The sequence below is a fragment of the Pantoea sp. X-Soil-TKNS-1280 genome (assembly GCF_059730475.1).
The window spans coordinates 274,172-296,291 of record NZ_AP035964.1; the positions used below are offsets into that span (position 1 = coordinate 274,172).

Annotated in this window: 20 protein-coding genes; 8 read left to right on the plus strand and 12 right to left on the minus strand. The window is 52.1% G+C overall.

Annotation, left to right across the window (positions count from 1 at the left end):
* Nucleotides 1–60: 60 nt before the first annotated feature.
* The 3 genes from AC6I8X_RS24520 to AC6I8X_RS24530 form a co-directional block, all read right to left on the minus strand.
* The gene (locus AC6I8X_RS24520; RefSeq protein ID WP_497841474.1) at nt 61–1,293 is read right to left on the minus strand and encodes an autotransporter strand-loop-strand O-heptosyltransferase; all 1,233 of its coding nucleotides are present in this window, start codon (nt 1,291–1,293) and stop codon (nt 61–63) included.
* 346 nt (nt 1,294–1,639) lie between these two features.
* Complete coding sequence (locus AC6I8X_RS24525; RefSeq protein ID WP_497841475.1) at nt 1,640–4,507, minus strand: hypothetical protein; 2,868 nt, start codon at nt 4,505–4,507, stop codon at nt 1,640–1,642.
* Nucleotides 4,508–4,730: 223 nt separating this feature from the next.
* Nucleotides 4,731–5,495, minus strand: a complete 765-nt coding sequence (locus AC6I8X_RS24530) for a GntR family transcriptional regulator (protein ID WP_497841476.1) — start codon at nt 5,493–5,495, stop codon at nt 4,731–4,733.
* Nucleotides 5,496–5,726: 231 nt separating this feature from the next.
* Between AC6I8X_RS24530 and AC6I8X_RS24535 the strand changes: the two genes are divergently transcribed.
* Genes AC6I8X_RS24535 through AC6I8X_RS24545 form a run of 3 tightly spaced genes read left to right on the plus strand, consistent with a single transcriptional unit; the run spans nt 5,727 to nt 8,310 of the window.
* Entirely contained in the window at nt 5,727–6,506 is a 780-nt protein-coding gene (locus tag AC6I8X_RS24535; RefSeq protein WP_409521709.1) for an ABC transporter substrate-binding protein, read from the plus strand.
* 4 nt (nt 6,507–6,510) lie between these two features.
* Nucleotides 6,511–7,485 carry an SIS domain-containing protein gene (locus AC6I8X_RS24540; protein ID WP_497841477.1) on the plus strand — a complete coding sequence of 325 codons (975 nt, stop codon included), beginning with the start codon at nt 6,511–6,513 and terminating at the stop codon, nt 7,483–7,485.
* Between the two features lie 12 nt (nt 7,486–7,497).
* Complete coding sequence (locus AC6I8X_RS24545) at nt 7,498–8,310, plus strand: PfkB family carbohydrate kinase (protein WP_497841478.1); 813 nt, start codon at nt 7,498–7,500, stop codon at nt 8,308–8,310.
* On the opposite strand, the gene AC6I8X_RS24550 is transcribed toward AC6I8X_RS24545, so the two are convergent.
* The 8 genes from AC6I8X_RS24550 to oxdA all read right to left on the minus strand — a co-directional run bounded on the left by AC6I8X_RS24550 (nt 8,275) and on the right by oxdA (nt 13,717).
* Nucleotides 8,275–8,859 (minus strand): histidine phosphatase family protein, encoded by a 585-nt coding sequence (locus tag AC6I8X_RS24550; protein WP_497841479.1) that lies wholly within the window; start codon nt 8,857–8,859, stop codon nt 8,275–8,277. The two genes, AC6I8X_RS24545 and AC6I8X_RS24550, sit on opposite strands and share 36 nt — an antisense overlap.
* Complete coding sequence (locus AC6I8X_RS24555; RefSeq protein ID WP_497841480.1) at nt 8,859–9,623, minus strand: CbtA family protein; 765 nt, start codon at nt 9,621–9,623, stop codon at nt 8,859–8,861. The genes AC6I8X_RS24550 and AC6I8X_RS24555 overlap by 1 nt, the downstream gene beginning before the upstream one ends.
* A 10-nt stretch (nt 9,624–9,633) precedes the next feature.
* Entirely contained in the window at nt 9,634–9,843 is a 210-nt protein-coding gene (locus tag AC6I8X_RS24560) for a CbtB domain-containing protein (RefSeq protein WP_084879573.1), read from the minus strand.
* A 34-nt stretch (nt 9,844–9,877) separates the two neighbouring features.
* Nucleotides 9,878–10,306: a nitrile hydratase accessory protein gene (locus AC6I8X_RS24565; RefSeq protein ID WP_299453904.1), complete on the minus strand. Its 429-nt coding sequence runs from the start codon at nt 10,304–10,306 to the stop codon at nt 9,878–9,880.
* Nucleotides 10,303–10,962, minus strand: coding sequence for a nitrile hydratase subunit beta (nthB, locus tag AC6I8X_RS24570; protein ID WP_313689840.1), 660 nt, complete (start codon nt 10,960–10,962; stop codon nt 10,303–10,305). The genes AC6I8X_RS24565 and nthB overlap by 4 nt, the downstream gene beginning before the upstream one ends.
* 22 nt (nt 10,963–10,984) lie before the next feature.
* Nucleotides 10,985–11,593, minus strand: a complete 609-nt coding sequence (gene nthA, locus AC6I8X_RS24575; RefSeq protein ID WP_313689838.1) for a nitrile hydratase subunit alpha — start codon at nt 11,591–11,593, stop codon at nt 10,985–10,987.
* A 163-nt stretch (nt 11,594–11,756) separates the two neighbouring features.
* Nucleotides 11,757–12,623, minus strand: coding sequence for a transporter (locus AC6I8X_RS24580; RefSeq protein ID WP_497841481.1), 867 nt, complete (start codon nt 12,621–12,623; stop codon nt 11,757–11,759).
* 47 nt (nt 12,624–12,670) lie between these two features.
* Nucleotides 12,671–13,717 (minus strand): aliphatic aldoxime dehydratase, encoded by a 1,047-nt coding sequence (oxdA, locus tag AC6I8X_RS24585; protein WP_299453895.1) that lies wholly within the window; start codon nt 13,715–13,717, stop codon nt 12,671–12,673.
* A 302-nt stretch (nt 13,718–14,019) separates the two neighbouring features.
* On the opposite strand from oxdA, the gene AC6I8X_RS24590 reads away from it, so the two are divergent.
* The 3 genes from AC6I8X_RS24590 (at nt 14,020) to AC6I8X_RS24600 (ending at nt 17,292) form a co-directional block, all read left to right on the plus strand.
* Nucleotides 14,020–15,003 (plus strand): helix-turn-helix domain-containing protein, encoded by a 984-nt coding sequence (locus AC6I8X_RS24590; protein ID WP_497841482.1) that lies wholly within the window; start codon nt 14,020–14,022, stop codon nt 15,001–15,003.
* Nucleotides 15,004–15,157: 154 nt separating this feature from the next.
* A complete protein-coding gene (locus tag AC6I8X_RS24595; protein ID WP_313684815.1) occupies nt 15,158–16,537 on the plus strand; it encodes a diguanylate cyclase in 1,380 nt (459 codons plus the stop codon).
* A gap of 188 nt (nt 16,538–16,725) precedes the next feature.
* On the plus strand, nt 16,726–17,292 hold the full coding sequence (locus tag AC6I8X_RS24600) for a class I SAM-dependent methyltransferase (RefSeq protein WP_313684813.1): 567 nt from the start codon (nt 16,726–16,728) through the stop codon (nt 17,290–17,292).
* A gap of 5 nt (nt 17,293–17,297) precedes the next feature.
* Here the strand turns inward: AC6I8X_RS24600 and AC6I8X_RS24605 are convergent, their stop codons facing one another.
* A complete protein-coding gene (locus AC6I8X_RS24605) occupies nt 17,298–18,209 on the minus strand; it encodes a MurR/RpiR family transcriptional regulator (RefSeq protein ID WP_313684807.1) in 912 nt (303 codons plus the stop codon).
* A 532-nt stretch (nt 18,210–18,741) separates the two neighbouring features.
* On the opposite strand from AC6I8X_RS24605, the gene AC6I8X_RS24610 reads away from it, so the two are divergent.
* Together AC6I8X_RS24610 and AC6I8X_RS24615 are read left to right on the plus strand one after the other, a co-directional pair.
* Nucleotides 18,742–20,883 (plus strand): TonB-dependent siderophore receptor, encoded by a 2,142-nt coding sequence (locus AC6I8X_RS24610; protein ID WP_313684805.1) that lies wholly within the window; start codon nt 18,742–18,744, stop codon nt 20,881–20,883.
* A gap of 47 nt (nt 20,884–20,930) precedes the next feature.
* On the plus strand, nt 20,931–22,022 hold the full coding sequence (locus tag AC6I8X_RS24615) for an ABC transporter substrate-binding protein (RefSeq protein WP_497841483.1): 1,092 nt from the start codon (nt 20,931–20,933) through the stop codon (nt 22,020–22,022).
* Nucleotides 22,023–22,120 lie beyond the last annotated feature (98 nt).

Genomic DNA, 22,120 nt, shown 5'->3' on the forward strand with positions numbered 1-22,120 from the left:
TCTTGTTTTAGTGTTTGCAGGTGAACACATCACCTTGTGTGTAGTTTTTATTGCGTGGTTTTACTGCCCATGCAGCTGTGCATGGAGCCGGTCAGTCACGCCGCAGACCTGTTTTCCAGTAATCAGGCGGGTACACTCGAACTGCCTATCGGTTCCCTTATGGCGGGGACACCAGAAAAAGTCCTGGTGGTCGAACGTCTCATGCAGACTGTCCCAGCAGCCGCTACAACCGTGGCTGCTGAACACCCGCCACGGGGTGTAAAATTCGGCCCCCGGCAGGCTGAAGCCGCTGATCAGCACCACCGGGATCTGCGCCGCCCAGGCGAGCCAGGACAGGCCGCTGGCGAGGCCGATAAAAAAGCTGGCGTGCCGCAGCAGATCCACCTGCTGTTGCAGGGGCAGATTGCCGGTGAAGTCTTCCGCCCCGTACGGGATGTGGTTCCAGACGAAGCCGCGGCCGGTGCGGGCTTCACGGTCAATGCACAGCACCCGGTAGCCCAGGCTTTTCAGGTGCGCCACCACCTCCGCCCAGCCGTGTCCGTTGTTCCAGAACTTGGCCTGGGAAGTAGACTGGACAGCGATGCAGACGTAAGGCTCGGTAATGGTGCGCGCGGCGCTCAGGTTGAGGCGCGGAGCCTCCTCACGGGGATCAACGCCCAGGATATGTCCGGCGATGCGATGAAAACCTGTCTGGCGGAAGTCGATCGGCTGGTGCGTGTCGTTGCCACCGAAAAACAGGCCGATGCGATAAGTGGCATACGGGGTGCGCTGCACCACAGCATCCGCTGCGGAGAAGCGAATGTGCGGATATTGCCCTTCCAGCAGGCTAATAATGTTCGGTGCCATCGCACACTCAAGCCGGCAACCGTGCAGCAGGCGGAAACGTTCCGCGTAGTGGAACCAGCCCAGCAGGTCGCCCAGCGTGCCGGTGGGGAAGGAAATCAGCACCTCCCGGTCCTTCAGGGAGAGGGTTTCATCCAGCAGTGGAGTCACTTCATCGCCACGCCAGACCTGAATGCGGAAACGGACAAAATACTTTTTGGCAGATGTAACCCAGCCAGCACCGGACTCACAGCTGAACAGGACGTTGCCTGAGTCATCGTCCAGTAAGGCAACGCGCCAGCGCCCCGCAGGCAGTAGTATCCGGGCACCATCATTAAAGTCGTAGAAGATGCCTGCTGGCCCCCTAATTGAGGGACGGTCTGGCGGAAGAACGAATGGATAAGCGATGGGTGCTGCGGAATGAACTGGCGCAGACGCAGTAATATCAACAGCCGGGATAATTTCAGTCATGGCAGGCCCCCGCTGTGTTTAACCTGCAACCAGCGAACCTGCCACTCTGAGCGGGACGTCATTTTTCTCACACACACTCCACGATGCCCTTTAAATAAGAACATTCTTGATTTGAATACGACATGGAGGGGTTATCGGAGGGATTGGGGTTTTCAGTAGGCCTGCACAATAAAAATAGTTTGCACGCTAAGGTAAGCGCCATCGCGATAGCGTTTTAAAAAGAGTTTTGCTGTTGCGCGGCTGTGTGGTTTTATCAAAAAAGAAAAGCAACCTCACCGGGTTAGAACATGTGCTGCAATAACATGACCCAGAGGTTCCTCTGGATCATGCAACAAAACACTTTTCATCAAGCCAAAAGGGCTTGCTTCTTTGTTTTAGCCCTTTTCTTCGGAGGTGAGGCTATAGATGCCGATTCTGCAGATATTTGCCTTTCCGGTTCTTTACTAACCGGTTTCTCAACGACTGGGGCTGCGGATATGGTTGGCGTTGGCGTTGGGGCAAGGAAACGGTCAAGGGCAGGATTGTTATTTGAATTCAACCATCCATCTCTAACTAATTGCTGAACCATTTTAGAGTTGATTTCGTTAGCCTCTTTAAGATCGAGAGCATAGTTCGGCAGGGCTAATAAATGCAGATGAGTTTCCCAGATATTTAACATGGTATACAGCAATCCATCATAGGGGTCGTTAACACCACCCTCAAGTAGTTTGAATGTTTCCTGCCAGAGACCATGAAATTTGTCAAAAAGACGGTTTCGTAAATCGTTAAGATCTATTGCCTTCTTAAGTTCACCTTTCCCTATCATTGAATTAATATCACGGCCAGCAGGACGCACCATACTTTCCTCAACACTACTCGTCGCTTCAATAACTGCACCAGCCATAGCCAGTATAAACAAACCATCAGTTGCAACGTCAGATGAACCTTGCAGAACTTCAATACGTTCTTGTCGAGACTCCCATTCAGCTTCCTTAATTGCATTGCTTTCATTAGTGAATGCAAGCACTTCTGATGCTAAATTATTTAAGTTCCTCACAAATTCTGGTTCGGGCATATGTTGTTTTACGGTAGCAATGATATCGCTGGAAATTTTATTACCAATGTGGATTTTACGATAGTTTACAATTGCATTCCTTTGCTTTTCATAATTTTCATTATCCTTCTGTTGAGTTTCACGTAGCATTTCAGGTGTGATGGTCCTATGCCCTAATTCATCACTATTCATTGCCTGCGCTAACTTTTGAGCATCATTTCTTATTTTTGTAAATGATGCAATTCGCCGATGTTTAATGCTCATTAAATTACCATTTTCCAAAGTGTCGCTGGATTGTTTATAAAATGCCAGTGGCAGATGATCTCGTAATTTTCCTTTTCGCGCCGCCGTGATTTTGGGAAAAACAGAACGATCATAAACGCTAGCGACGCGATCATAAAAATCACTTTTCTCTGAATTCGCACGTTCGATACTGGGTACACAAGAACGTTTAGACATAGAATCAACTAAATCAGAACGAGTTGCCTCATCTTTTTGTGCGAGTTGCTCCATTAATCGTGTCAATCTCACACCCGCCGGTTTCAACATTAGCTGGGGAATAGCGGCCATAATAAATTCTTTAGCTTGTGGCGGGAATAACGCTTCACAAATTCGTTTGGCGGGAACAGCGCCTTCTTTTAATAAATCAAGCAAATCATTCGCCAGGTCTTCCAGAAGTAATCCGCAGCTGGTTATTGACTGGCCACTGAGAATGCCCTCCGCCAGACGTTTCGCCACATCTGCTTCATCCAGCCACTGCAGAAAAGTATCTGGACCTAATTCTTTGGCTTTTTTCAAAGCCTTCTGCATATCTTCCGTGGTGGTTGATTCCTTCTGGGGATCAAGGTTATCAAGGGCTTCTCTAACTGGTGGCGGTAATTCTTTTATGGGTTCATCCGGCCTCTCTGCCTCTTCTTGATTTTGATAAAAAGATTCAGGAATCATTTGAGTTTTAATACTTTCAATGCAAGCATCTAACCACTCAGATGAAGTTGGGCTAATCCAGCGGTCATCCGTGGTAAAGATTAATTTTCCTTCGCTGGCCCACTGCTCCATTTTTTCTTTAAATTTTTTTGTGTATTCACTCGCCTTACAGGTAATATTTGCCCAGGGATCCACAACCCAGCATTTGCCAAAGTCTGAAAAATGAACATTCTCTTTTGCTGATTTAGGAGGGTGACCTACTAAAGTAAACGTATGCAATCTTGCCGTGCCATATCTTCTTGCATAACCACCAGAGGTGTTGATTATTTGTTCTGCAATACCAGCCATTTCATCACAATTACCCATTCCAAATTTCATTGCAAGGGTAAAATCAGGAAACTCTCTTCCGTTGAAAATATGTTTTTGTAGTGGGTATCCTACATGCCTGGCCTGTTGCTGACGCTGGACACTTTCTGGCACATGAGCTTTAGCTTTGTTATTACTTTTATAAGCATCTCTTTTAAACCGATTCCTGACTAAAGTATTCGTTGTTTCAGCCAGATATTGATTCTTATCATCATTCAGTGACCTAACATTTCCGAGTCCATTAATATTTGGAAGTTTAAAATCATCAGGTGGTGAAGAATAATCTGTAGGTCTATTTATGTTTGGGCTGACTTGACTATCATTTTTTTTGATGTTCTTTTGTTGATTACACTCCCGAATAAATCGTGAGATGTTTGCATCACCCGCATAAGCTGTGTCATTCAGCGCATCAATAAATGAGGCAGGGATAGTACTATAGTCGAAGCCATTATTATCAATCGCATCGATCATTCCATTCATTAACTGTATTTGTTGGTTCTGCGTAAGTTGACCATTATTAGTAACGAATGATTCAAAATTATCATCATCGGAACTACAAAAAATTCGTTCGAAATCAGCGTCTGTCCACTGTTGTCCCAAGCCTGAAGTCACAGCATCGCTGAGATTTATATCACTTAAATCTATACCAGAAAAGTCAAGAGGTGAGCCGGGATCAAAATCACTAATTAATCTACCAAAAGCATCAGACCTCTCAGTCATAATTGTTTGACGTTCGTAATCGCTAAGGAAGTCTGGTACAGGTTGCCTTAAAAACTGCAATGCATCACTACCTGAAGAACTGGAAGGTGTAGTGCTTGCCTGATGGGTGGATGTTGAAGCCACGCTCTCCGCGTGGCTATATGTTGGAGTATTGTTAAGTATCGGATTCATGTCATTTTACCTTTAATTAAATTAGGTAAAATCTATCTGAATCACTTTTTATGACTTCCGTTTTTCTCCAGAAATTTATAGTATTCGCCTGAAGTTAGAATTATCTTTAAATACTTAAAACACACCCTCCCGCTAATAAATTGCATTCATCATCATGATGTTCAGTTTTATCTCCAGGCGACCATGTTGTTTCTAATGCTTAGTCTGATTACACAATTTCAACTCACGGCGCTGTCACATCCACTGCATTCAATCCACCATTGATGCGGAAAGCGACCCGTTGCGGATGGTTCACCGAAACCAGATATTCAATCGGCTGACGCTGGCTGTCATAAATCACACCCCGGTACACCAGCGCCGGACTTTCTGGTTTCGCCTGCAACAACAGATGGTCCTCTTCACTCATTGCGGCAGCACGGAGGGTCCCTTCATCATAAACATCATGAATAGCGTAACGTTCCGCCAGCAGGCGATAGAGGGAGCCTTCTTTTTCTAACATCTCTGCGCTTAAATCCGCGACACGCGCTCGCGGTAAATAACTGGTTTCAATACAGAAGGGATGACCATCGGCCAGACGCAGGCGTTTGATCATCACTAAATCATCCCCTTCTGCAATCTGCAGCAACCGTGCAATGCGCGCGCTGGCCGGAGAAATGTGAAAGAAGATCAACTGGCTGCTGGGCACTGCACCATTCAGTTCGAGAATTTTACTGATCCCCAGTGCCGGTTGCAGCGGACGTTCAATGGCGGTATCCACCAGCCAGGTCCCCTGATTCCCGCGCCGTTCCAGCACATCCTCATCAATTAACTCTGCCAGTAGCTTGCGCACCGTCATCCGGCTGATCCCCAGCATCTCGCTCAACTCGCGTTCTGCCGGGATCTGATCGCCGCTGTTGAAATCGGGTGAATTTAGTATTTCGAGTAAGCGTTTGCGCGCATCAAGATAACTTCTGCGCGGCCTTCTGGTCTGCTTTTCCGGACTGTTCATGGTCTGTTTTTTTCTGGTGTCAGTAAAAAGAATTTAAAAACCAATCATTTGATTTAAAAAATAAAAATGATTGATAAGCTTGTAATTTGATAAATAAGCATAACATACCACGATGATTTTTTTACGCCTTTGCGGCGAATTGTTGTTGCTATATACATCAGATTGCGTGTAAATCAATCTATATGGTCTGTTTTTAGGTATAAATACAACACCAGGGAAACAATAATGAAAATAAAAAAAACCATCTCCGTAATAGCCGCAACAATAACCTTATTTGGTTGTGTCCACACGGCGATGGCCGCAGATCCACTGCGTTTAGGCATCGACCCCACTTTCCCACCTTTTGAATCGAAAAATGCCAGCGGTCAACTTGTCGGTTTCGATATTGACCTTGGCAATGCGATTTGCGCGGAAATGAAGGTGCAATGCTCGTGGGTGCAGAACAGCTTTGATGGGCTGATTCCGGCACTACAGGCAAAAAAATTTGATGCCATCCTTTCTTCTCTTTCGATCACCGACGAACGCAAAAAAGCCATCGCTTTCAGCGACAAACTGTTCAACACCCCTGCCTTCCTGATTACCGCCAAAGGCAGTTCGCTGACCCCCACGGCACAGTCGCTGAAGGGCAAACGTATCGGGGTGCAGCAGGGTTCGGTGTTTGAAAACTACGCCAACAAATACTGGCGCAACGCCGGTGTGGAAGTGATTGCCTATCCTGATGCGGAATCGGTGTATGCCGATCTGACCAACGGTCGCCTCGATGGCACCCTCGACGATGCCGTGGTGGTCACCGAAGCCCTGCTCAGTAAACCTCAGGGTAAAAACTTCACGCTGGTGCAACCGCAGGTGAAGGATGACGAGATCTTCGGACCCGGCACCGGTATCGGCCTGCGCCAGAGTGACACCGCGTTACAGGCTCGTTTCAACCAGGCCATCGCCACCATTCGCGCCAATGGCACCTACGACCGCTTAGCTAAAAAATACTTTGATTTCAATATCTACGGTGATTAATTCCATGCAGACCCAATCGATTATTTCCTCCCTGATGCGCGGCCATTTTCAGCATAAACCGGTGCGTCAGGTGTTCCTTGTGGCCTGCGGGGGTTCGCTGGTAGATATGTACCCGGCGCATTATTTCCTGAATGAGCAAGGGGAAAACCTGCGCTCGTGGATGATGACAGCCAATGAATTTGTCTATGCCACCCCTCACGCATTAGGTGAGTCGTCAATCGTTATCGTTTGTTCACATGGCGGCAATACGCCGGAATCGGTCGCTGCCGCCCAGCTGGCGAAAACACGCGGAGCCGCCACCATCACGCTGACGCACAATGCCGAAGCGCAACTGCTGCAATGGGCCGACCATAACCTGCTGTATAAATGGGGTGATGACACGCTGGTCACTGAAAACCCGATGGCACTGATCCTCAGCCTGTGCGTTGATGTGCTGCGTCAGGTGGAAGACTACGCCGGATGGCATGATTTCCAGCAGAGCTTTGGTCAGATCGATCAGGTGATTCGCCGGGCCCGCACCCTGGTCGCTGCCCGCTGCGCCGACTTCGCGCAACAATATCAGCATGAATCGCTGTTTTATGTGCTTTCCAGTGGCGCTTCATACGGCCACGCCTATGGTTTTGCTATTTGTTCCCTGATGGAAATGCAGCGTCTCGATGCCGCTTCGATTCACAGCGGGGAATTCTTTCATGGTCCGTTTGAAGTCACCGATAATCACGTTCCCTTTATTCTGTTGATGAATGAAGGCCGCACCCGTGGTTTAGATCAGCGTGTGCTGGGATTCCTCAATCGTTACAACGACAAAACCGTGGTGGTGGATGCCCGCGAGCTGGGTCTGGATACCCTGCCGGTGTTAGTGGTTGACTACTTTAACCCGGTGCTGTTTTACAGCATCATGTGCGACTATCGTGCGGCGCTGGCTGATATTCGCCAGCATCCGCTCTCAACCCGTCGCTATATGGGCGTAGTGGAATACTAAGGATTGCGGGCAATGAAAGTGATTGGCGTAGGCGACAACGTTGTCGATAAATATGAGCACCGCCGCGTGCGCTATCCGGGTGGCAACGCACTCAATTTCAGCGTGTATGCGGCGATGCTGGATGCCTCTGCTGCTTATCTGGGTATCTTCGGCAACGATGCAGCAGCAGACCATGTGATGCGGACGCTGGCAAAACGGGATATCGATACACGTTATTGCCGGAAGGCTGAAGGCGAAAATGGCTATGCGCGCCTGACCATCGAGCAAGGCGAACGGGTGTTTCTCGATTCTAATCTTGGCGGCGTTCGCCAGACGGAATCGATGGATTTCGTGCTGCAACATCGTGCCTGGCTGGCAGATTTCGCGCTGATCCACACCAGTAGCTACAGCTATATCGACGCGCAATTGCCTGAACTGGCAAAGCTTCCCGGCTGGCTGACCTATGATTTTTCCGATGACTTCGTCATTGAGCAAGCATTGCCATTATGTCGCTGGCTCGACGCGGCCTTTTTCTCCTGTGCCGGATGGTCGCTGGCAGCTACGCGCGACCTGCTGATGCAGGCGGCGCAGGCCGGTAGCCGCTATGCCGTCGCCACGCGGGGCGCAGAGGGGGCCATACTGTTCGACGGAGAAAACTGGTATCAGCAACAACCGGAAGCCGTCACCCCGGTGGATACCTTAGGGGCCGGTGATGCCTTTATCACCGCTTTTCTGCTGAGCCTGCGTGCTAAGGGAAATATCCCGGCAGCGTTACAGGCCGGGGCACATTTCGCAGCGAAAATTTGCCTGTTAGAGGGAGCCTTCGGGGAAGGCGAGTCTTACTGAATTAATGCTGGTGAGATGCCAGCGTTTGCCATCGCCCCGCAGGGTCGTGAGACTTAGCGGGGCGATATCAATCAACTGAAAAGCACTGACCGGTGCGCCCAGCAGACCAATAACCATTGCCCGAATCACCGCAGCTGACACGATGGCACACTGCGGCTGACGCCCGGCAATGCGTCCAGACAACCATGCACTAGTGCGCACCAGCAGTTGCGCCACCCCTTCCCCACCCGGTGCAGCCTCGCCTGCCAGCCAGCGCTGAAAATCCTCACCCTGCTGCGTGATCACTGCTTTGATCGACATCCCCGCCCAAAGTCCATAAGCCGGTTCTGCCAGTGCCGTTACGCTTTGCCCCACTACCCCCAGCGCCTGTGCCGTCTGTAGTGCCGCCAGCTCCGGTGCCAGCCATATTTGGCTACCCGCTGCGACGTCTCCCTGCATCTGTTGTGCCGCCAGGCGAGAGGCTTCACTCAGAACATCATTAGCGGGAAAACGTGAGTGGCGATTTGCCAGGGTTTCCCCCTGGCAAATCAGTTGCAGAACAGCGACCATCAGTATCCTGCCGTCGCGTAGCGGTGACGGGGATTCTGCACGGTCTTTTCGGCAAACACGCCAAACAGCAGCCCGGTGGCGCACCACAGGGTCAGCTGCGTGCCGAACGAGCTCAGACGGAAACGCCAGAGCACATCGGCAGAGAAGCCATGCGGGACCTCATTTATCGCTGGCATCAGCAGGCAGGCCACGATCAGCATCGCCAGCCCGGCCAGCAATCCCCACAACGCCGCATTCCAGCTTCCCAGCCGCGCCCGCAGCTGATGCGCGCTCCAGGCGGCGGTGACCACAATCACGGCGGAGACCAGCAGCATCACGAAGTACAGCATCGTCCGGTAGCCAATGGTCGTCGCATCACCCACCGCCGGTGGATTAGGCGGATATTTAAGCCCCGGCATCAGGCTCATGATCAGGAATCCCCCCAGCGCCAGCGCCAACGCCAGTGCTCTCGCCCCGACCGGACCAGTGCGCTGCCAGCATAACGACCAGACCAGAGCCAAAGCACCGCCCATCGCCGCACTGAACAGGATCATCCCGCTCAGCAGACCTGCGCCGGACTGCGTACCGCGACTGAAAACTTCGCCATCGGCATCGTGATCATGGTGATGCTCACCCCCGGCGCTGCTATGTTGTGCGGCGAGGGTTTCTTCGAATGAAATCGCCCGATCAACCTGCGGTTCACCAAAGAAATGGGCAAAACTGAAGGCGATGATGCCAGCGAGGATCCCTGCCATCATCCCGTTTAACAGAAGTTTTCCGGTCATGGTGATGTCCTTAGTGGCAGGGGAAACCCAGCAGATGCCGCGCATCATGAAAATATTCATGGATCTGATTGCCGGAGAACACCGCAGTGGCCCCCTGCTCAGCACCAATAAAATACACCGCCAGCAGCACCATCAGCGTAATAAAAGCCGCCCAGGGTAATACGCTATTGAACGGGATCGGGGCCTGACCTGCATGAATATCATTAACGGTACGTTCCATTTTTCTTCCTCATATCTGGCTGATAATAATCAATTCAGGGATTGGCGCGCGCCACTGCCGGGCTGACCGCCACCGGAACGCGCAGTACCGGGTGGTGATGGTCATGGTCATGCGCGGGCGGGCAGACAGCGCTGGATAGCGTCACCGGCATACCATGCGGAGTATTAAGATACGCCTGCCGCCATTCATCGGTGCGGCGGGCAATATCGGCCTGCCCGGTCAATTGCAGCAACAGCAGCATGTGCTCGGTGGCGGCGACCCACTGACGGTAATAAGCATCATTAACGCTTTCATGTTCCTGTATTGGGTGCGCTTTGATTTCTGTGCTGAAAACATCCACCCACTCTTTCCAGCTGAACTTGCCGGCCTGATGCAGACAAACGATCAGGGAAAACACCTGTGCCTGCCATGGATGCTCAAACGGCGCATTTTCCGCATCATGGTCCGTAAAGGATGTACTCATAACGCCTCCAGATAGTCGTCCCACAGATCGATACGCACCGTGTCTTTCGGCGGCGCGTTATCACCCCACAACTCGGTGGCGGCAAAGCTGACGCTGTACACGTGCTGCGGATGTTCACCCAGGCCGTGAGCAACGGTGTCCGGGGTAACAAAGACACCGTGATCAATCACGATGGTGCCGATTTTGTCGCGTACATAGCGTGGCAGGCGGGTATGTCCGCGGGGATTGATGTTTTTCGCCCGGACGCGATCACCCACCCGGAAGCTGGCGGGTACATCAACATCAACGCGCGCCGAGGCACCGGTGGTGACCACCGCCTGTACCATTTCCTGGCGTAACACCGGTGTTTCCGCCGCTGCGATAACGGGTTTGACCGCCCCAGACAACTCATCAAGGGTGATCACCCCCTTCTCCAGCAGCAGCGTTTCGAAAGCGTGCATCCAGTGTTCGTAATAACTTTCTTCGAGATAGTGCGCCGGATTCATGCGCTCAATCGCATGGCGGAACATATCCACATTGAAGTGACCACCGACAAACAGCGAGGCAAAAAAGGAAAAGGCGCGTCGCTCCCATTCATGATGAAAAGGAGGTTCGTTTTCTTCGGTAACAACAGCACCCATACCGTGCATACCGCCCAGATCATGTATCCCGTTCATAGCGTCTCCTGAAAAGAAGGGTTTAGTTACCCGGTTGCAGCGCCACGCCAGTGCCGATCATGGCATCGCGCGTTACCAGCGAGGCGAGCTGTGTTTCACTCCAGCCCTCGGTTCCGGCTGGTCTTTCCGGCAGTACCAGATAACGCAGCTCGGCGCTGCTATCCCAGACGCGGATTTCCCGATCTTCACTGATGTGCAGGCCAAACTCAGCCAGCACACTTCTCGGCTCAATCACGATGCGCGAGCGATAAGGTGCGGATTTGTACCAGGCAGGCGGCAGTCCCAGCGTCGGCCACGGGTAGCAGGAGCACAGGGTGCAGACCGTGACGTTATGAACATCGGCGGTATTCTCCACCACCATCATGTCTTCCCCCTGCACCCCGGAAAAACCCAGCTCAGCAATGGCCTCGGTGCCATGCGCCAGCAGACGGGCCTTGTAATCCGGGTCGCTCCAGGCTTTCGCCACCACCAGCGCACCATTGCGGGGCCCAATGCGGTGTTCGTAGGTGTCGATAAGTTCATCCAGCGCGACGGGATCAATCAGCCCCTTTTCCGTCAGCAGCGACTCGAGAGCTTTCACGCGTAGCGCGATTTCCGCAGGCGGCTCGGTGTGGTCGTGATCATGTTCCATGGTGTTTCTCCGGGAAAGTAAAGGTGAGTACTGCGATGACATCCGCTTCCAGTCACTGCTCGCTTCAAACGCAGCAGAGGGCTGATTACTGACCTGAACATAACGCGACTGCACAACCCCTACCTGGTTGAGAAGGACAGTCACCTGGTCAGGAAGGACAGCATCAGAAAACGCGGGCATAACGCAGGTTCAGGCGGAAATCCTCTTCCGCGCCATTTTCCACGCGCAAGTCCCGACCCAGCTGAATCTGGAACTGGTCACGCGGGGTGACAAATTTGGTGGCGGTGATGCGCACATTGGTGGTCTGCGCCGGGTTGTCCTGTTTCTCACCGTCAACGGTGGTTGCGCCGCCCCAGGTCTGACCGAACCCCAGACCAAGCGCCAGCGTCGGATCAGGCATATAACGCCCCATAATCTGCGCTGCCCAAGCGTTGTCCTGCTGCAAACGGGAGGAGGCGGTTCCATAGTCGTTATTGTTGCCGTACCAGATGGCGTCACCGACCACATCCAGCGCCCATTTTTCCGTGAAGAACTTGACCCAGGCGGCCTGCAAATCCACCTTCCAGCGGTTCTCTCCCAGATTCAGGGCGTCGTTATGGTCATAGTTACCGGTGGGAACGTAGAGATAAGGAGCGAAACCAAATACATCGCCGCCTTCGCTGAGTTTCACCTTTAACGGCACGGTCAGAATTAAATCGCCAGTGCCATTGGCGGAACCGAGCGCCGCGGCATCACCACCACCAGAGATGCGGCCAAATGGCAACAGGAACTGTGGATCGAGGGTAGCGGATTCGCTGATCTGCACGGTATGCAGCAGACGCAGCATGCCGATATCGGAGCTCAGGTTGTAATCCGAGCTGACTTTGTCACCGCGCGAGTGCGCCGAGCCGGTTGAAGCGTGCTGGTAATAAAGCAGCCCTACCGTGGTGCCGTCGGGAAACTGACTGTAGTCGCCGGGTGCCACTTCCACGGCGAACGCAGGCAAAGAAGCCAGCAGGGTGGCAGGCAGGAAAAAGCGTAATGCGTGCATAAGGTAAACCCCAGAAAGTGATCGATGGATGAGATTTCGTCGTGTTTTCAGCGCAGTGCGTCACGCAGCATCCCGGTCTGGGGATGGCAGTTGATGTATTCAAAGGTCTGATAACGGGCGTCAGAGACCGACACTTCGTGGTAGAGCCGTAGTTTTTGCAGCCCGGTCACCACACGGAAAAAGGTGGTGAAGATACGCAGGTGGGTGGGATGGGATTCTGCCCAGCGTTCAAGCCGGTCCAGGGATCGCCAGAAGCCAATGTCGTAGGCAATATCCAGCAGGTTGCCGTCTTTATCGACGTTGCGCACAAAGCGATTGCTATAACAGCCAAGTGGCTGCCCTTCGTCGCGCAGAAAATCCATACCTGCCTGTAACGGCGGCAGCATTTCCGTGAAGTACAGCTGACGCTCCTGTTCGTCGGCCTCCACCCAGTCCTGGCCGGAGCGGATCAGCGTAATGTTGTCATGGCCCTGCACCACCACCCGGCCTCCGGCAGCGGGATCGCCGGCAATCACCCGCAGTTCTCCGTCCGGTTGCAACCAGTCATTTTGCGAGGCCGGAATGCGATCGCGCACCGATCCCCAGTAGCCGTGCTCCTGAATCTCACCGCTGAGGTTATCCATCACTGCGCCGACACCGGGCAGATCCTCTTTAAAGGCGTACAGGGTTTCGAACTGTTCGGCGCGCGGGGCAATAATCTCGCGGAAATAACCGAGACCTTCGTGCAAACGATCATCAGCGGACCACCACTGGTCGATTTCCGGCTGACGGATCCAGCGACAGTACGCCGCCGGATCGCGCCAGTAGCCCACCACGATAAAGTTACCGTAACCCTGGTTATCAACATGGAAGGTGATGTCATGGTTGCCCGGTCCGTTATCGAGGCTGAAGCTGGCAACGATGTGCTGCATGGCGCTGACGGCTGTTGCCCGCTGTTCTTCACGAAACTGCACGCCCAGATACGCCATCACCACCTGAGTCAGGCTGGCATCGGCCCGGCCAACGAACATCGGGAAAGGCGGTTGATAGTCGTCATGAACCCGACGGGACAAGGTGCGCGGACATTTCAGGTGTTTATCAATGGCAGATTCCATACAGACTCCCAGGTAAATAGTTTTCAGCGATGGGTTAATTCGCCATTGATACTAAGGAGATTTTTTCTGGCTTCCTGGCTTAGTCGGACAATCACCTGGCTGGAAAGGACAACCCTGATGACGCAGGTGATGATGGAATGAAACGGTGCAGCGTTGCCCGCCGATAGTGCGTCTGCGCCATGGCAGCGCCACTGAATAGTCAAATTATCCCGCCAATTCATATCGCCATCGTCATGGCGTAAAAATTGCTTTCAGTTTGAAACCATCAATCCTGATGCGCAGTTTTCATATGAGGTGTCGCTGTGAACAGTCATTCCACACCCAGGGATATCCGCTATTCCACCGAACATGTTGCCGTGCCTCAGCGCTTTGAATACTGGAATGATGTCATTCTGCGTCACTGCATTCCTTCAGATGGTAAGCCGCTGGCGGAGGGGCGTTTTGAGGGTGAGCTTGCGGTGCGGGAGGTCGGACTGATCGATGTCTGCACCCTCACCTCGACGCTGCACTACTGGGAGCGTAAGTCACAGCATCTGCGCACCGGACCGGAAGACGACCTGTGGCTGGGTTATATCCAGGGTGGCTATGGCCAACTGGAGCAAGGGGGACGTAAAGCCAGCCTCGCGGCGGGGAATCTGGTGCTGTACGATGCCGCGCAGACCTTTCGTTTCAGTATTGGCGGCAGAAATAACCATCTGATTCGCATCCCGCGCCATCTGCTGACCGGTAAAGTACCTGCCAGCGTGGGTTTCACTGCCACCATCCTGGATGATACCCGCCCGGGGATTATCCCGTTGCGGGAGATGATTTATCAGACGGTACAGACGCCGGTGCTAATGAATAACCCCGATGTCGCAGGCCGCTTTTCGCAAACGCTGCTGGATCTACTGGTGCTCAGTCTTGAGCTGCAGGATAACGCCAACGCGGCGTCTGAGCGCGATCTGTACGCCAGAATGCGCAACTACATTAGCCGAAACCTGACCAATCCTGAGCTGAGCGTAGAAAGTATGGCGCTGGCACATCACGTCTCCGTGCGTACCGTGGCCCGGACCTTTGCCCGTAAACAGAAGACACCCGCCGCCGTCATCTGGCAGGAAAGATTACAGGCCAGCCGCGATGCACTGGAGCAGGGCCGGGTAACCAGTGTCTCTCAGGCGGCACTCGACTATGGATTCTCTGATTTTTCTCACTTTAGCCACGCGTTCCGTAAAGCCTTTGGTGTCACACCTAACTCGGTTCTGAAGCAAAGTGTGCAGGTTTTTATCCCCTCGCCGGATAAATCCTGATGTTCTGCAACGGAACCAGAGGGTTCCGTTGCAGTTATTTGTCTTAATTTTAGCTCTAATTGTCATGCTATTGTTAAAACAAAGGCACATTACACCAGGTGTGATACGATATATTTTCACCGGGATATCCAGCTAACATTTGGTTTGTTTAATGATGCAGGAAGAAATAGAACAATATATCGCAGTCATTCTGCAAGAATGGCGTCCATTACGTGCAGCACTGCCGCAAGATGTTATCGCTATTTTACGTCAGATTGCGGAAACGCAGTCCGATAATCTTGCTCACCGCTTTTATGAAACATTGCTCAAAGATCCGGCTATTTCCAGGCATTTGTCTTATGAACTTGTTGAGGAGCGACTCAGTAGTTCACTGTCGAAATGGGTTAAGGCCATTCTGACCGAAGATGAAAGCCAATTTGAAAACCTGGCGCAGCTGCAATACCACGTCGGTGGCGTACATGCCCGTATTGGTATTCCGGTTGAATTTGTTCAGCGCGGTGCCCGGCAGCTAAAATACGGTATTTTTGCTTATGTTGCCCAGCATGATATACCGTACCCCCTCAGTTTACAGGTGATGCACTATGCCGCGATGGCAATTGATATTGCCATCGAAATGATGAGCCATGCCTATGCGATGTCCCATTATCGGGCCACGCGTAATGAAGAAGCTTATCGTATGCATGTACTGATGAATAATGCCTGGCAGGAACAGGGCAAACAGCAATCTGCCCTTTCCAGCTGGGAAAACTCGGTTATCTATAATCTGGTGAGTGGCGTATCGCAAACGGAACAACTGCTGAATATTTCCGAATCTAACTTTGGCCTGTGGTTCCGCCATAAATGCGTGCGCCAGTTTGGTGAAAACCCTCAGATTCAGCAGATGCGCCAGCTGATGGCGAAGATTGATGCAACCATGGCGGGTATTGATTTAACCACGGCCATACCGGTAGAAAAATTGCAGGAACTGTTGCGTGTTATCCATGCTAACTGTCAGAAAATTAATACCTATATGGAGATGTTATTTAACGACGTTTCTCATATGCAGGATGGTAAAGATGCGCTGACTAATTTGCTCAATAAACGTTACCTGCCGATTATTTTAAAACATGAAGTCAGCCTGGCAATGGAAAACCGTTTACCGTTGAGTGTCGCCATCATTGACGTGGACTTCTTTAAAAAGGTGAATGATGAATGGGGACATTCGGTTGGCGATCGCGCATTAACGCATATCGCTAACCTGTTGAGTGATAACATTCGCGCCAGTGACTATTTATTCCGCTATGGCGGTGAAGAGTTTTTGATTGTGCTGGTTGAGGCAGGCCAGTCGGAAACCTATACTTTATTAGAACGGATTCGTCGCATTGTCAATAATACGCCTTTTGAAACCGTATCCGGAAAAACAATCACCCTCACGGTGAGTATTGGCTATACATTACATAGCGGTCACCCGGATTATAATTTATTACTGAATAAGGCCGATACTGCGTTATATGAAGCTAAACGCAGTGGCAGAAACCGTATTGTTCAGCAATAAATTTGCGTATTTGCACACATTCGTAGCGGCGCGATTTATCGCGCTGTTACAAATAGCGCTGTAATGATTGCCGCAACATGACGATTTTGTCATCCTGGCCGGATTCACTCTTAAAACTGGCCCCTTTAAGTTTTCCTTAAGAAATGCATGGCTAAACTCCAGTGATACACCTGGAGGTGATAACCGTGATATTAACCACTTTTTCATTGCTCAAAGAAAAGACCCGTTATATGCAGGCGTTTATTGCTAACCCCCGCGCCTTTGGCTCGATTGCTCCCTCTTCACCCTCTCTTTGTCGCAGAATGTCGGATGCGGTGGATTGGGAGCAGGCGCATCATGTCGCAGAGCTGGGTGCCGGAGACGGCGTTCTGACGCGCCACTTATTAAACCGTATGCACTCCAGCGCCACTCTGTCAGCTTATGAAATCAATCCCCGGCTGGCGCTGAAACTCTCCTCGCTAAACGATCACCGCCTGACCGTGTTCACGGATTCTGCAGAACAGGTCGAACAGGGATGCGATGCCATTTTTTCCTGTTTACCCTTACTGTCGCTGCCGGAACCGCTGCGCCATCGCATCCTGCAACGTGTGGTCGCCTCACTGAACCCCGGCGGCGTATTTATTCAGTTCCAGTACACCTCGCTGTCAGAACCGTTGCTTTCCGGCTACTTTCACTGGACGCGAACCAGAGTGATGCGCAACCTGCCCCCGGCGTTGGTCTATCGCTGCCAGAGCGTCAGTGTCTGCGCGGCCTGAGCCATTTATGACGACTTGTTCTTACGCGCACCTGGACGGGTCAGCGCATTGCTGATCTCATACAGCTTGCTCATGCTGGTCATGGTGGCAACCGGTGCTGCGGCGGCCAGCCCCAGCACCAGGATTTCCAGGCAGATCATCGGCGTGGCATGTACAGGCATCTTGTCAGCCGAACGACTGCGCGGAATTTCAATCATCACATCAGCATGCTGCGCGAAAATACTGTCGGGTGTGGCGGTTAGCAGCACAATTTTCATCCCCAACCGCTGAGCTTCTGCCAGGGTCACCAGCCCTTCCGGGTGCGCACTGCTCTGCACCAGCATAATCAGCACATCCGCGTGGCGCATATCAGCAATCTGTTCACTCAGCGAAATGCCGGTGCGGTTAAGCACATACGAGGGAGTGCCATTGCGTTTGAACAGCCGCGCGGTGTAATCCGCCAGGATGGCGGATGCGCCAATACCGAAAATCGCCACCCGCTCCGCCTGCTGCAACAAGCCGATGGCCTGCTGAATAGCCTGACGATTGGCCGGTGCCGCCAGCATCTCGCAACTGATGCGATAACTGTCGAGCACGAAATCGATGCTGCCCCGCGCATCCTGTGAGAGTTCATTGACGGTCACCGCCACTCGCGCCGGTGAACGGCGGGTGACACCCAGATATTCGGCAATCACAATCTTCAGATCCCGGAAGCCAGAAAAACCCAGCGCCTGGATAGCGCGAATCACCGTGGCGTCAGAAGTCTGGGTATCAATCGCAATCTCCAGCGCGGTTTTATCCAGCACGGCACTGCGATGCTGGTGAATGTGCTGCGCGACTTTTAACAGCCGGGGAGTTAACAGATGCTTATTAGCGTGGAAGCGTTCGCCATAGAGATCATAGGGTTTTTTACTGATTTTGGGATTGGACTCAGTCACCGGAGTTAAACACCTTATAAATTATACAGTTAATCAGCCTTTTTTCATTTTCTGTCACGTTTTCAGGCTAACTTTCGGGCCGTTTTGCTTGATAGTAAAGCCTGAACAGGCCCGCTAAGTAAAGAATGGCCGATGGTTATTTAATCAGCCATGGCGTCGCATTCGCTCATTATTCTTCTGAATATTAAGAATACCTTAATTTATGAATTAATAAGTTCAACGCAATAATCCATCAAAAGTATCGTTGCCAATCCCTTCCTGCCAGAGAAATGTAGTGCAATGATGGCAAATATTATGATGCTACATCAACTACTACATTTACAACATATCATAATGATTTTAAATAAAATTATTCACTACATTATATTTATCAATGTCAGGAAATAATGTTTTCTCCTGATTGAGAATCTCCATTTTTTATTTAGGTGAATGATTTATTTTCCCTGAAATAACAAGAAATGGTTGTAAATGAAAATCAATCTCATTAGTATCCAGCTTTCAAAATAATTCTCTTTGATGCGGATTTAGTTAAATGAAGTATCTTTCTTTCTTTTCACCAGCGGTGAAATATACGCTTTCTGGGTCACAGGTCTTACTGGCATCAACGCTTCTCTATGGTCATTCTGCCGCAGCGGCAGAAACCACCCAGGATCAAACCCTGACAGTGACTGCCGATCAGTCTTCCACCAGCAACACCGGCAGTTATAACCAGGATGATGCGGCGGCAACGCTCAGAACCAATACGCCGCGTAATGAAACGCCACAGTCAATCAGCGTGGTGACACCCCAGGTAATGAAGGATTACCAGGTCACCAGCCTGAACGATGCCGTGAAGTTTGTCAGTGGCGTGACCCAGGGCAACACGCTGGGCGGCACCGAGGATGGCTTCGTGAAGCGTGGATTCGGTTCCAACACCGACGGATCGATCTTTATCGACGGCGTGCGCAGCAACCAGGGACTGACCATGGACTCCAGCATCGACCATGTGGAAGTGCTGAAAGGCTCTTCTTCCCTGCTGTACGGCATCCTTAACCCTGGCGGCATCATTAACCTGGTGAGTAAAAAGCCGCAGTATGAGTGGAACACCCATATCAGCGGCGAGTCCAGCAGCTATGGCGGCGGCACTGGCATGGTGGATATCACCGGCCCGCTGGGTAATGGCTTTGCCTTCCGCATGGTGGCGGAACGCCAGCGCGAAGATTACTGGCGCAATTTCGGCGTGAATGAACACACCCTGCTGGCCCCTTCACTGAGCTGGTATGGCGAGCGTGCCACCTTCAACATCAGTTACGTCGAGTACAAATACGATGTGCCTTACGATCGCGGTACCGCCTTTATCAACGGTAAACCGGTCGATATTCCTTACAACCGTCGCCTCGATGACAGTGCCAACCATGCGTGGGGCAAAAACAAACGCCTCAACGTCAGCTATGGCTACAACCTGGATGATACCTGGGACACCCACCTGAACTATGGCTGGATGCAGCGCCGTTACGACAGTAACGAAGTACGCGCCACGGCGATTAACACCACCACCGGCATTGTGTCACGCCGTGCGGATGCCAACCGTGGCTTCAACCATCAGACCGAGTACGTTTCCTGGGATGTCAGCGGCTCACCGGTGATCGCCGGGATGCAGCATGACCTGCTGCTGGGCGTTGATTATGAGCAAAATGAAACCTACAAGGCACGTTCTTATCGCGGTACCGTTTCCCGTACTTTTAACATGTACGATCCGGTGTATGGTGAGGAGCCGGTACTCAGCGACAGCACTTACAATGACGCGCTGAGTAATCTGCGCACCAACCTGTACAGTCGTTCGCTGTTTGCCAAAGACAACATCCATCTGACGGATAAGTGGATCGCGGTACTGGGTGGACGCTTCCAGCGTTATACGCAAACTTCCAGCAACGGTTTTATCAACCCGGAAACCACCCTGAACGATCGTGGCAACGCCTTCCTGCCGCAGCTGGGCGTGGTGTATAAAGTGTTGCCGGATGTCTCGCTGTACGGCAGCTACAGCAAGTCCTTCACCCCGTCCACGCAGACCGACGATAACGGTGATGTCGCCTCCACTGAGAAAGGCACTACCTGGGAAGTGGGTTCGAAATGGCAGGTCGCACCGAATCTGGCCGCCACGCTGGCGCTGTACCGTATTGATGAAAGCGATATGTCGATCTTTATCAACGGTGTGACGCGCAACATTCCCAAAGCCCGCTCGACCGGGGCGGAACTGGAAGTTAACGGTGAAATCGCGCCGGACTGGAATCTGATCGCCAACTACAGCTACGACAAGACGGAAATCGTCGAAGATAACGTTAACCCGGATAACGTGGGCAACCGTCTGGTCAACGCCCCCACCAATATGGGCAGCCTGTATCTGAGCCATACCCTGCGCTTCTCCTGGCTGCCGGGTGAGTTGCGTGTTGGCGGTGGCGGGCGCTATGTCGGCACCCGTGCGGGCGACCCGGAAAACAGCTTTGTCATGCCTGCCTATACCGTGGCCGATGCCTTTATCGCCTGGGATAGCCAGCTGGTGGGTAAACATACCCAGCTGAAGTTGAACGTGAAAAACCTGTTTAACCGGGAATATTACGAATCCAGCGCCGGTAACCTGCGCGTGATCGAGGGTGAGCCGCGCGTGATGTACCTGCAGGCATCGGTGGATTTCTAACCTGATTCGCTCCGCCTTAACTGGCGGAGCCACAAGAGAACCTATGCATGAAACGATTTCTCGCGGCATTGTGCCTGCTGTTGCCGTTTGTGGTGCAGGCCAAAACCCTCACCGATAGCCTGCAACGTCAGGTGGAGGTGCCGGATAATCCGCAACGTATCGTGATTGGCGAGAGCCGGATGATTTATACGCTGGCACTGGTTGAAGACGGTAACCCGGCGAAGCGTGTGGTGGGCTGGCCCGCAGATCTGCGCAACCTCGACAAACAAACCTGGCAGCGCTATGTCAAAGCGTTCCCGGCCATCGCCAATATTGAGCAGATCGGCAACTCCAACTTTTCCCAGCTGAATGTTGAGAAGATTATTGCCCTGCGCCCTGACCTGGTGATTTTGCCGGTCTATGCCCGCACCCCGCCGAACAACTCCCTGTTTATGCAGCAACTGGCTGCGTCAAAAATCCCGGTGCTGTTCCTCGATTTTCGCGTCGATCCGCTGGCGAATACCGTTGCCAGCCTGCGCACCCTCGGGGAAGCGCTCAATGACCAGGCGAAAAGCGAGCGTTTTATTGCCTTCTATCAGCAGCATATGCAGCTTATCCGTGACCGGCTGGCAGGCTGGAAGGGACCGCGTCCTAAAGTCATGCTGCAACTGCATCTGGGGAAAAAGGCCGAATGCTGCACCACCGTGGCTCACGGTAATCTCGCCGATCTGATAGCCTTTGCCGGAGGTGACAATATCGCCGCCGGACGCTTCCCGGCGGTGTTTGGGCAACTCAACCCTGAGGCAGTGCTGGCCGCCAACCCGGATATTTATATCGCCACCGGCTCGGCAGGCCCGGAAGATAAAGCTTTCCTGCAACTGGGACCACAGGTAAACGCAGCCAGCGCGCAGGCCACCTTTATCAGGGCGCTGGCACAGGATGGCACGGTATCGGTGCTTAACGCCGTGCAGCAGCAAAAGGCGTTCGCTTTCTGGCAGAACTTTTATATGAGCCCATGGCATCTGCTGGTAGCGGAGTTCTTTGCCAAAACCTTCCATCCGGACTTATTCCACGATTTATCCCCGGATGAAACCCTGCGTGAAATGAATCAGCAGTTCCTGCCGATTCCCGAAACCGGCACCTACTGGACACATAATTAAGCCAGACATGCCAAAGGGAAGATGACAAATTTGTCATCTTCCCTTTTCCTTTTTGTTCGGAGCCATTCGATAAACTGGCACAAATGAGTTTATCGCTT

Coding starts and splice junctions, on each gene's coding strand:
- AC6I8X_RS24545 (WP_497841478.1), top strand. CDS start 7,498: ATGAAAGTGATTGGCGTAGGCGACAACGTTGTCGATAAATATGAGCAC.
- AC6I8X_RS24525 (WP_497841475.1), bottom strand. CDS start 4,507: ATGAATCCGATACTTAACAATACTCCAACATATAGCCACGCGGAGAGC.
- AC6I8X_RS24555 (WP_497841480.1), bottom strand. CDS start 9,623: ATGACCGGAAAACTTCTGTTAAACGGGATGATGGCAGGGATCCTCGCT.
- AC6I8X_RS24520 (WP_497841474.1), bottom strand. CDS start 1,293: ATGACTGAAATTATCCCGGCTGTTGATATTACTGCGTCTGCGCCAGTT.
- AC6I8X_RS24530 (WP_497841476.1), bottom strand. CDS start 5,495: ATGAACAGTCCGGAAAAGCAGACCAGAAGGCCGCGCAGAAGTTATCTT.
- AC6I8X_RS24610 (WP_313684805.1), top strand. CDS start 18,742: ATGAAGTATCTTTCTTTCTTTTCACCAGCGGTGAAATATACGCTTTCT.
- AC6I8X_RS24565 (WP_299453904.1), bottom strand. CDS start 10,306: ATGAGTACATCCTTTACGGACCATGATGCGGAAAATGCGCCGTTTGAG.
- AC6I8X_RS24550 (WP_497841479.1), bottom strand. CDS start 8,859: ATGGTCGCTGTTCTGCAACTGATTTGCCAGGGGGAAACCCTGGCAAAT.
- AC6I8X_RS24615 (WP_497841483.1), top strand. CDS start 20,931: ATGAAACGATTTCTCGCGGCATTGTGCCTGCTGTTGCCGTTTGTGGTG.
- nthA (WP_313689838.1), bottom strand. CDS start 11,593: ATGGAACATGATCACGACCACACCGAGCCGCCTGCGGAAATCGCGCTA.
- nthB (WP_313689840.1), bottom strand. CDS start 10,962: ATGAACGGGATACATGATCTGGGCGGTATGCACGGTATGGGTGCTGTT.
- AC6I8X_RS24595 (WP_313684815.1), top strand. CDS start 15,158: ATGCAGGAAGAAATAGAACAATATATCGCAGTCATTCTGCAAGAATGG.
- oxdA (WP_299453895.1), bottom strand. CDS start 13,717: ATGGAATCTGCCATTGATAAACACCTGAAATGTCCGCGCACCTTGTCC.
- AC6I8X_RS24580 (WP_497841481.1), bottom strand. CDS start 12,623: ATGCACGCATTACGCTTTTTCCTGCCTGCCACCCTGCTGGCTTCTTTG.
- AC6I8X_RS24540 (WP_497841477.1), top strand. CDS start 6,511: ATGCAGACCCAATCGATTATTTCCTCCCTGATGCGCGGCCATTTTCAG.
- AC6I8X_RS24560 (WP_084879573.1), bottom strand. CDS start 9,843: ATGGAACGTACCGTTAATGATATTCATGCAGGTCAGGCCCCGATCCCG.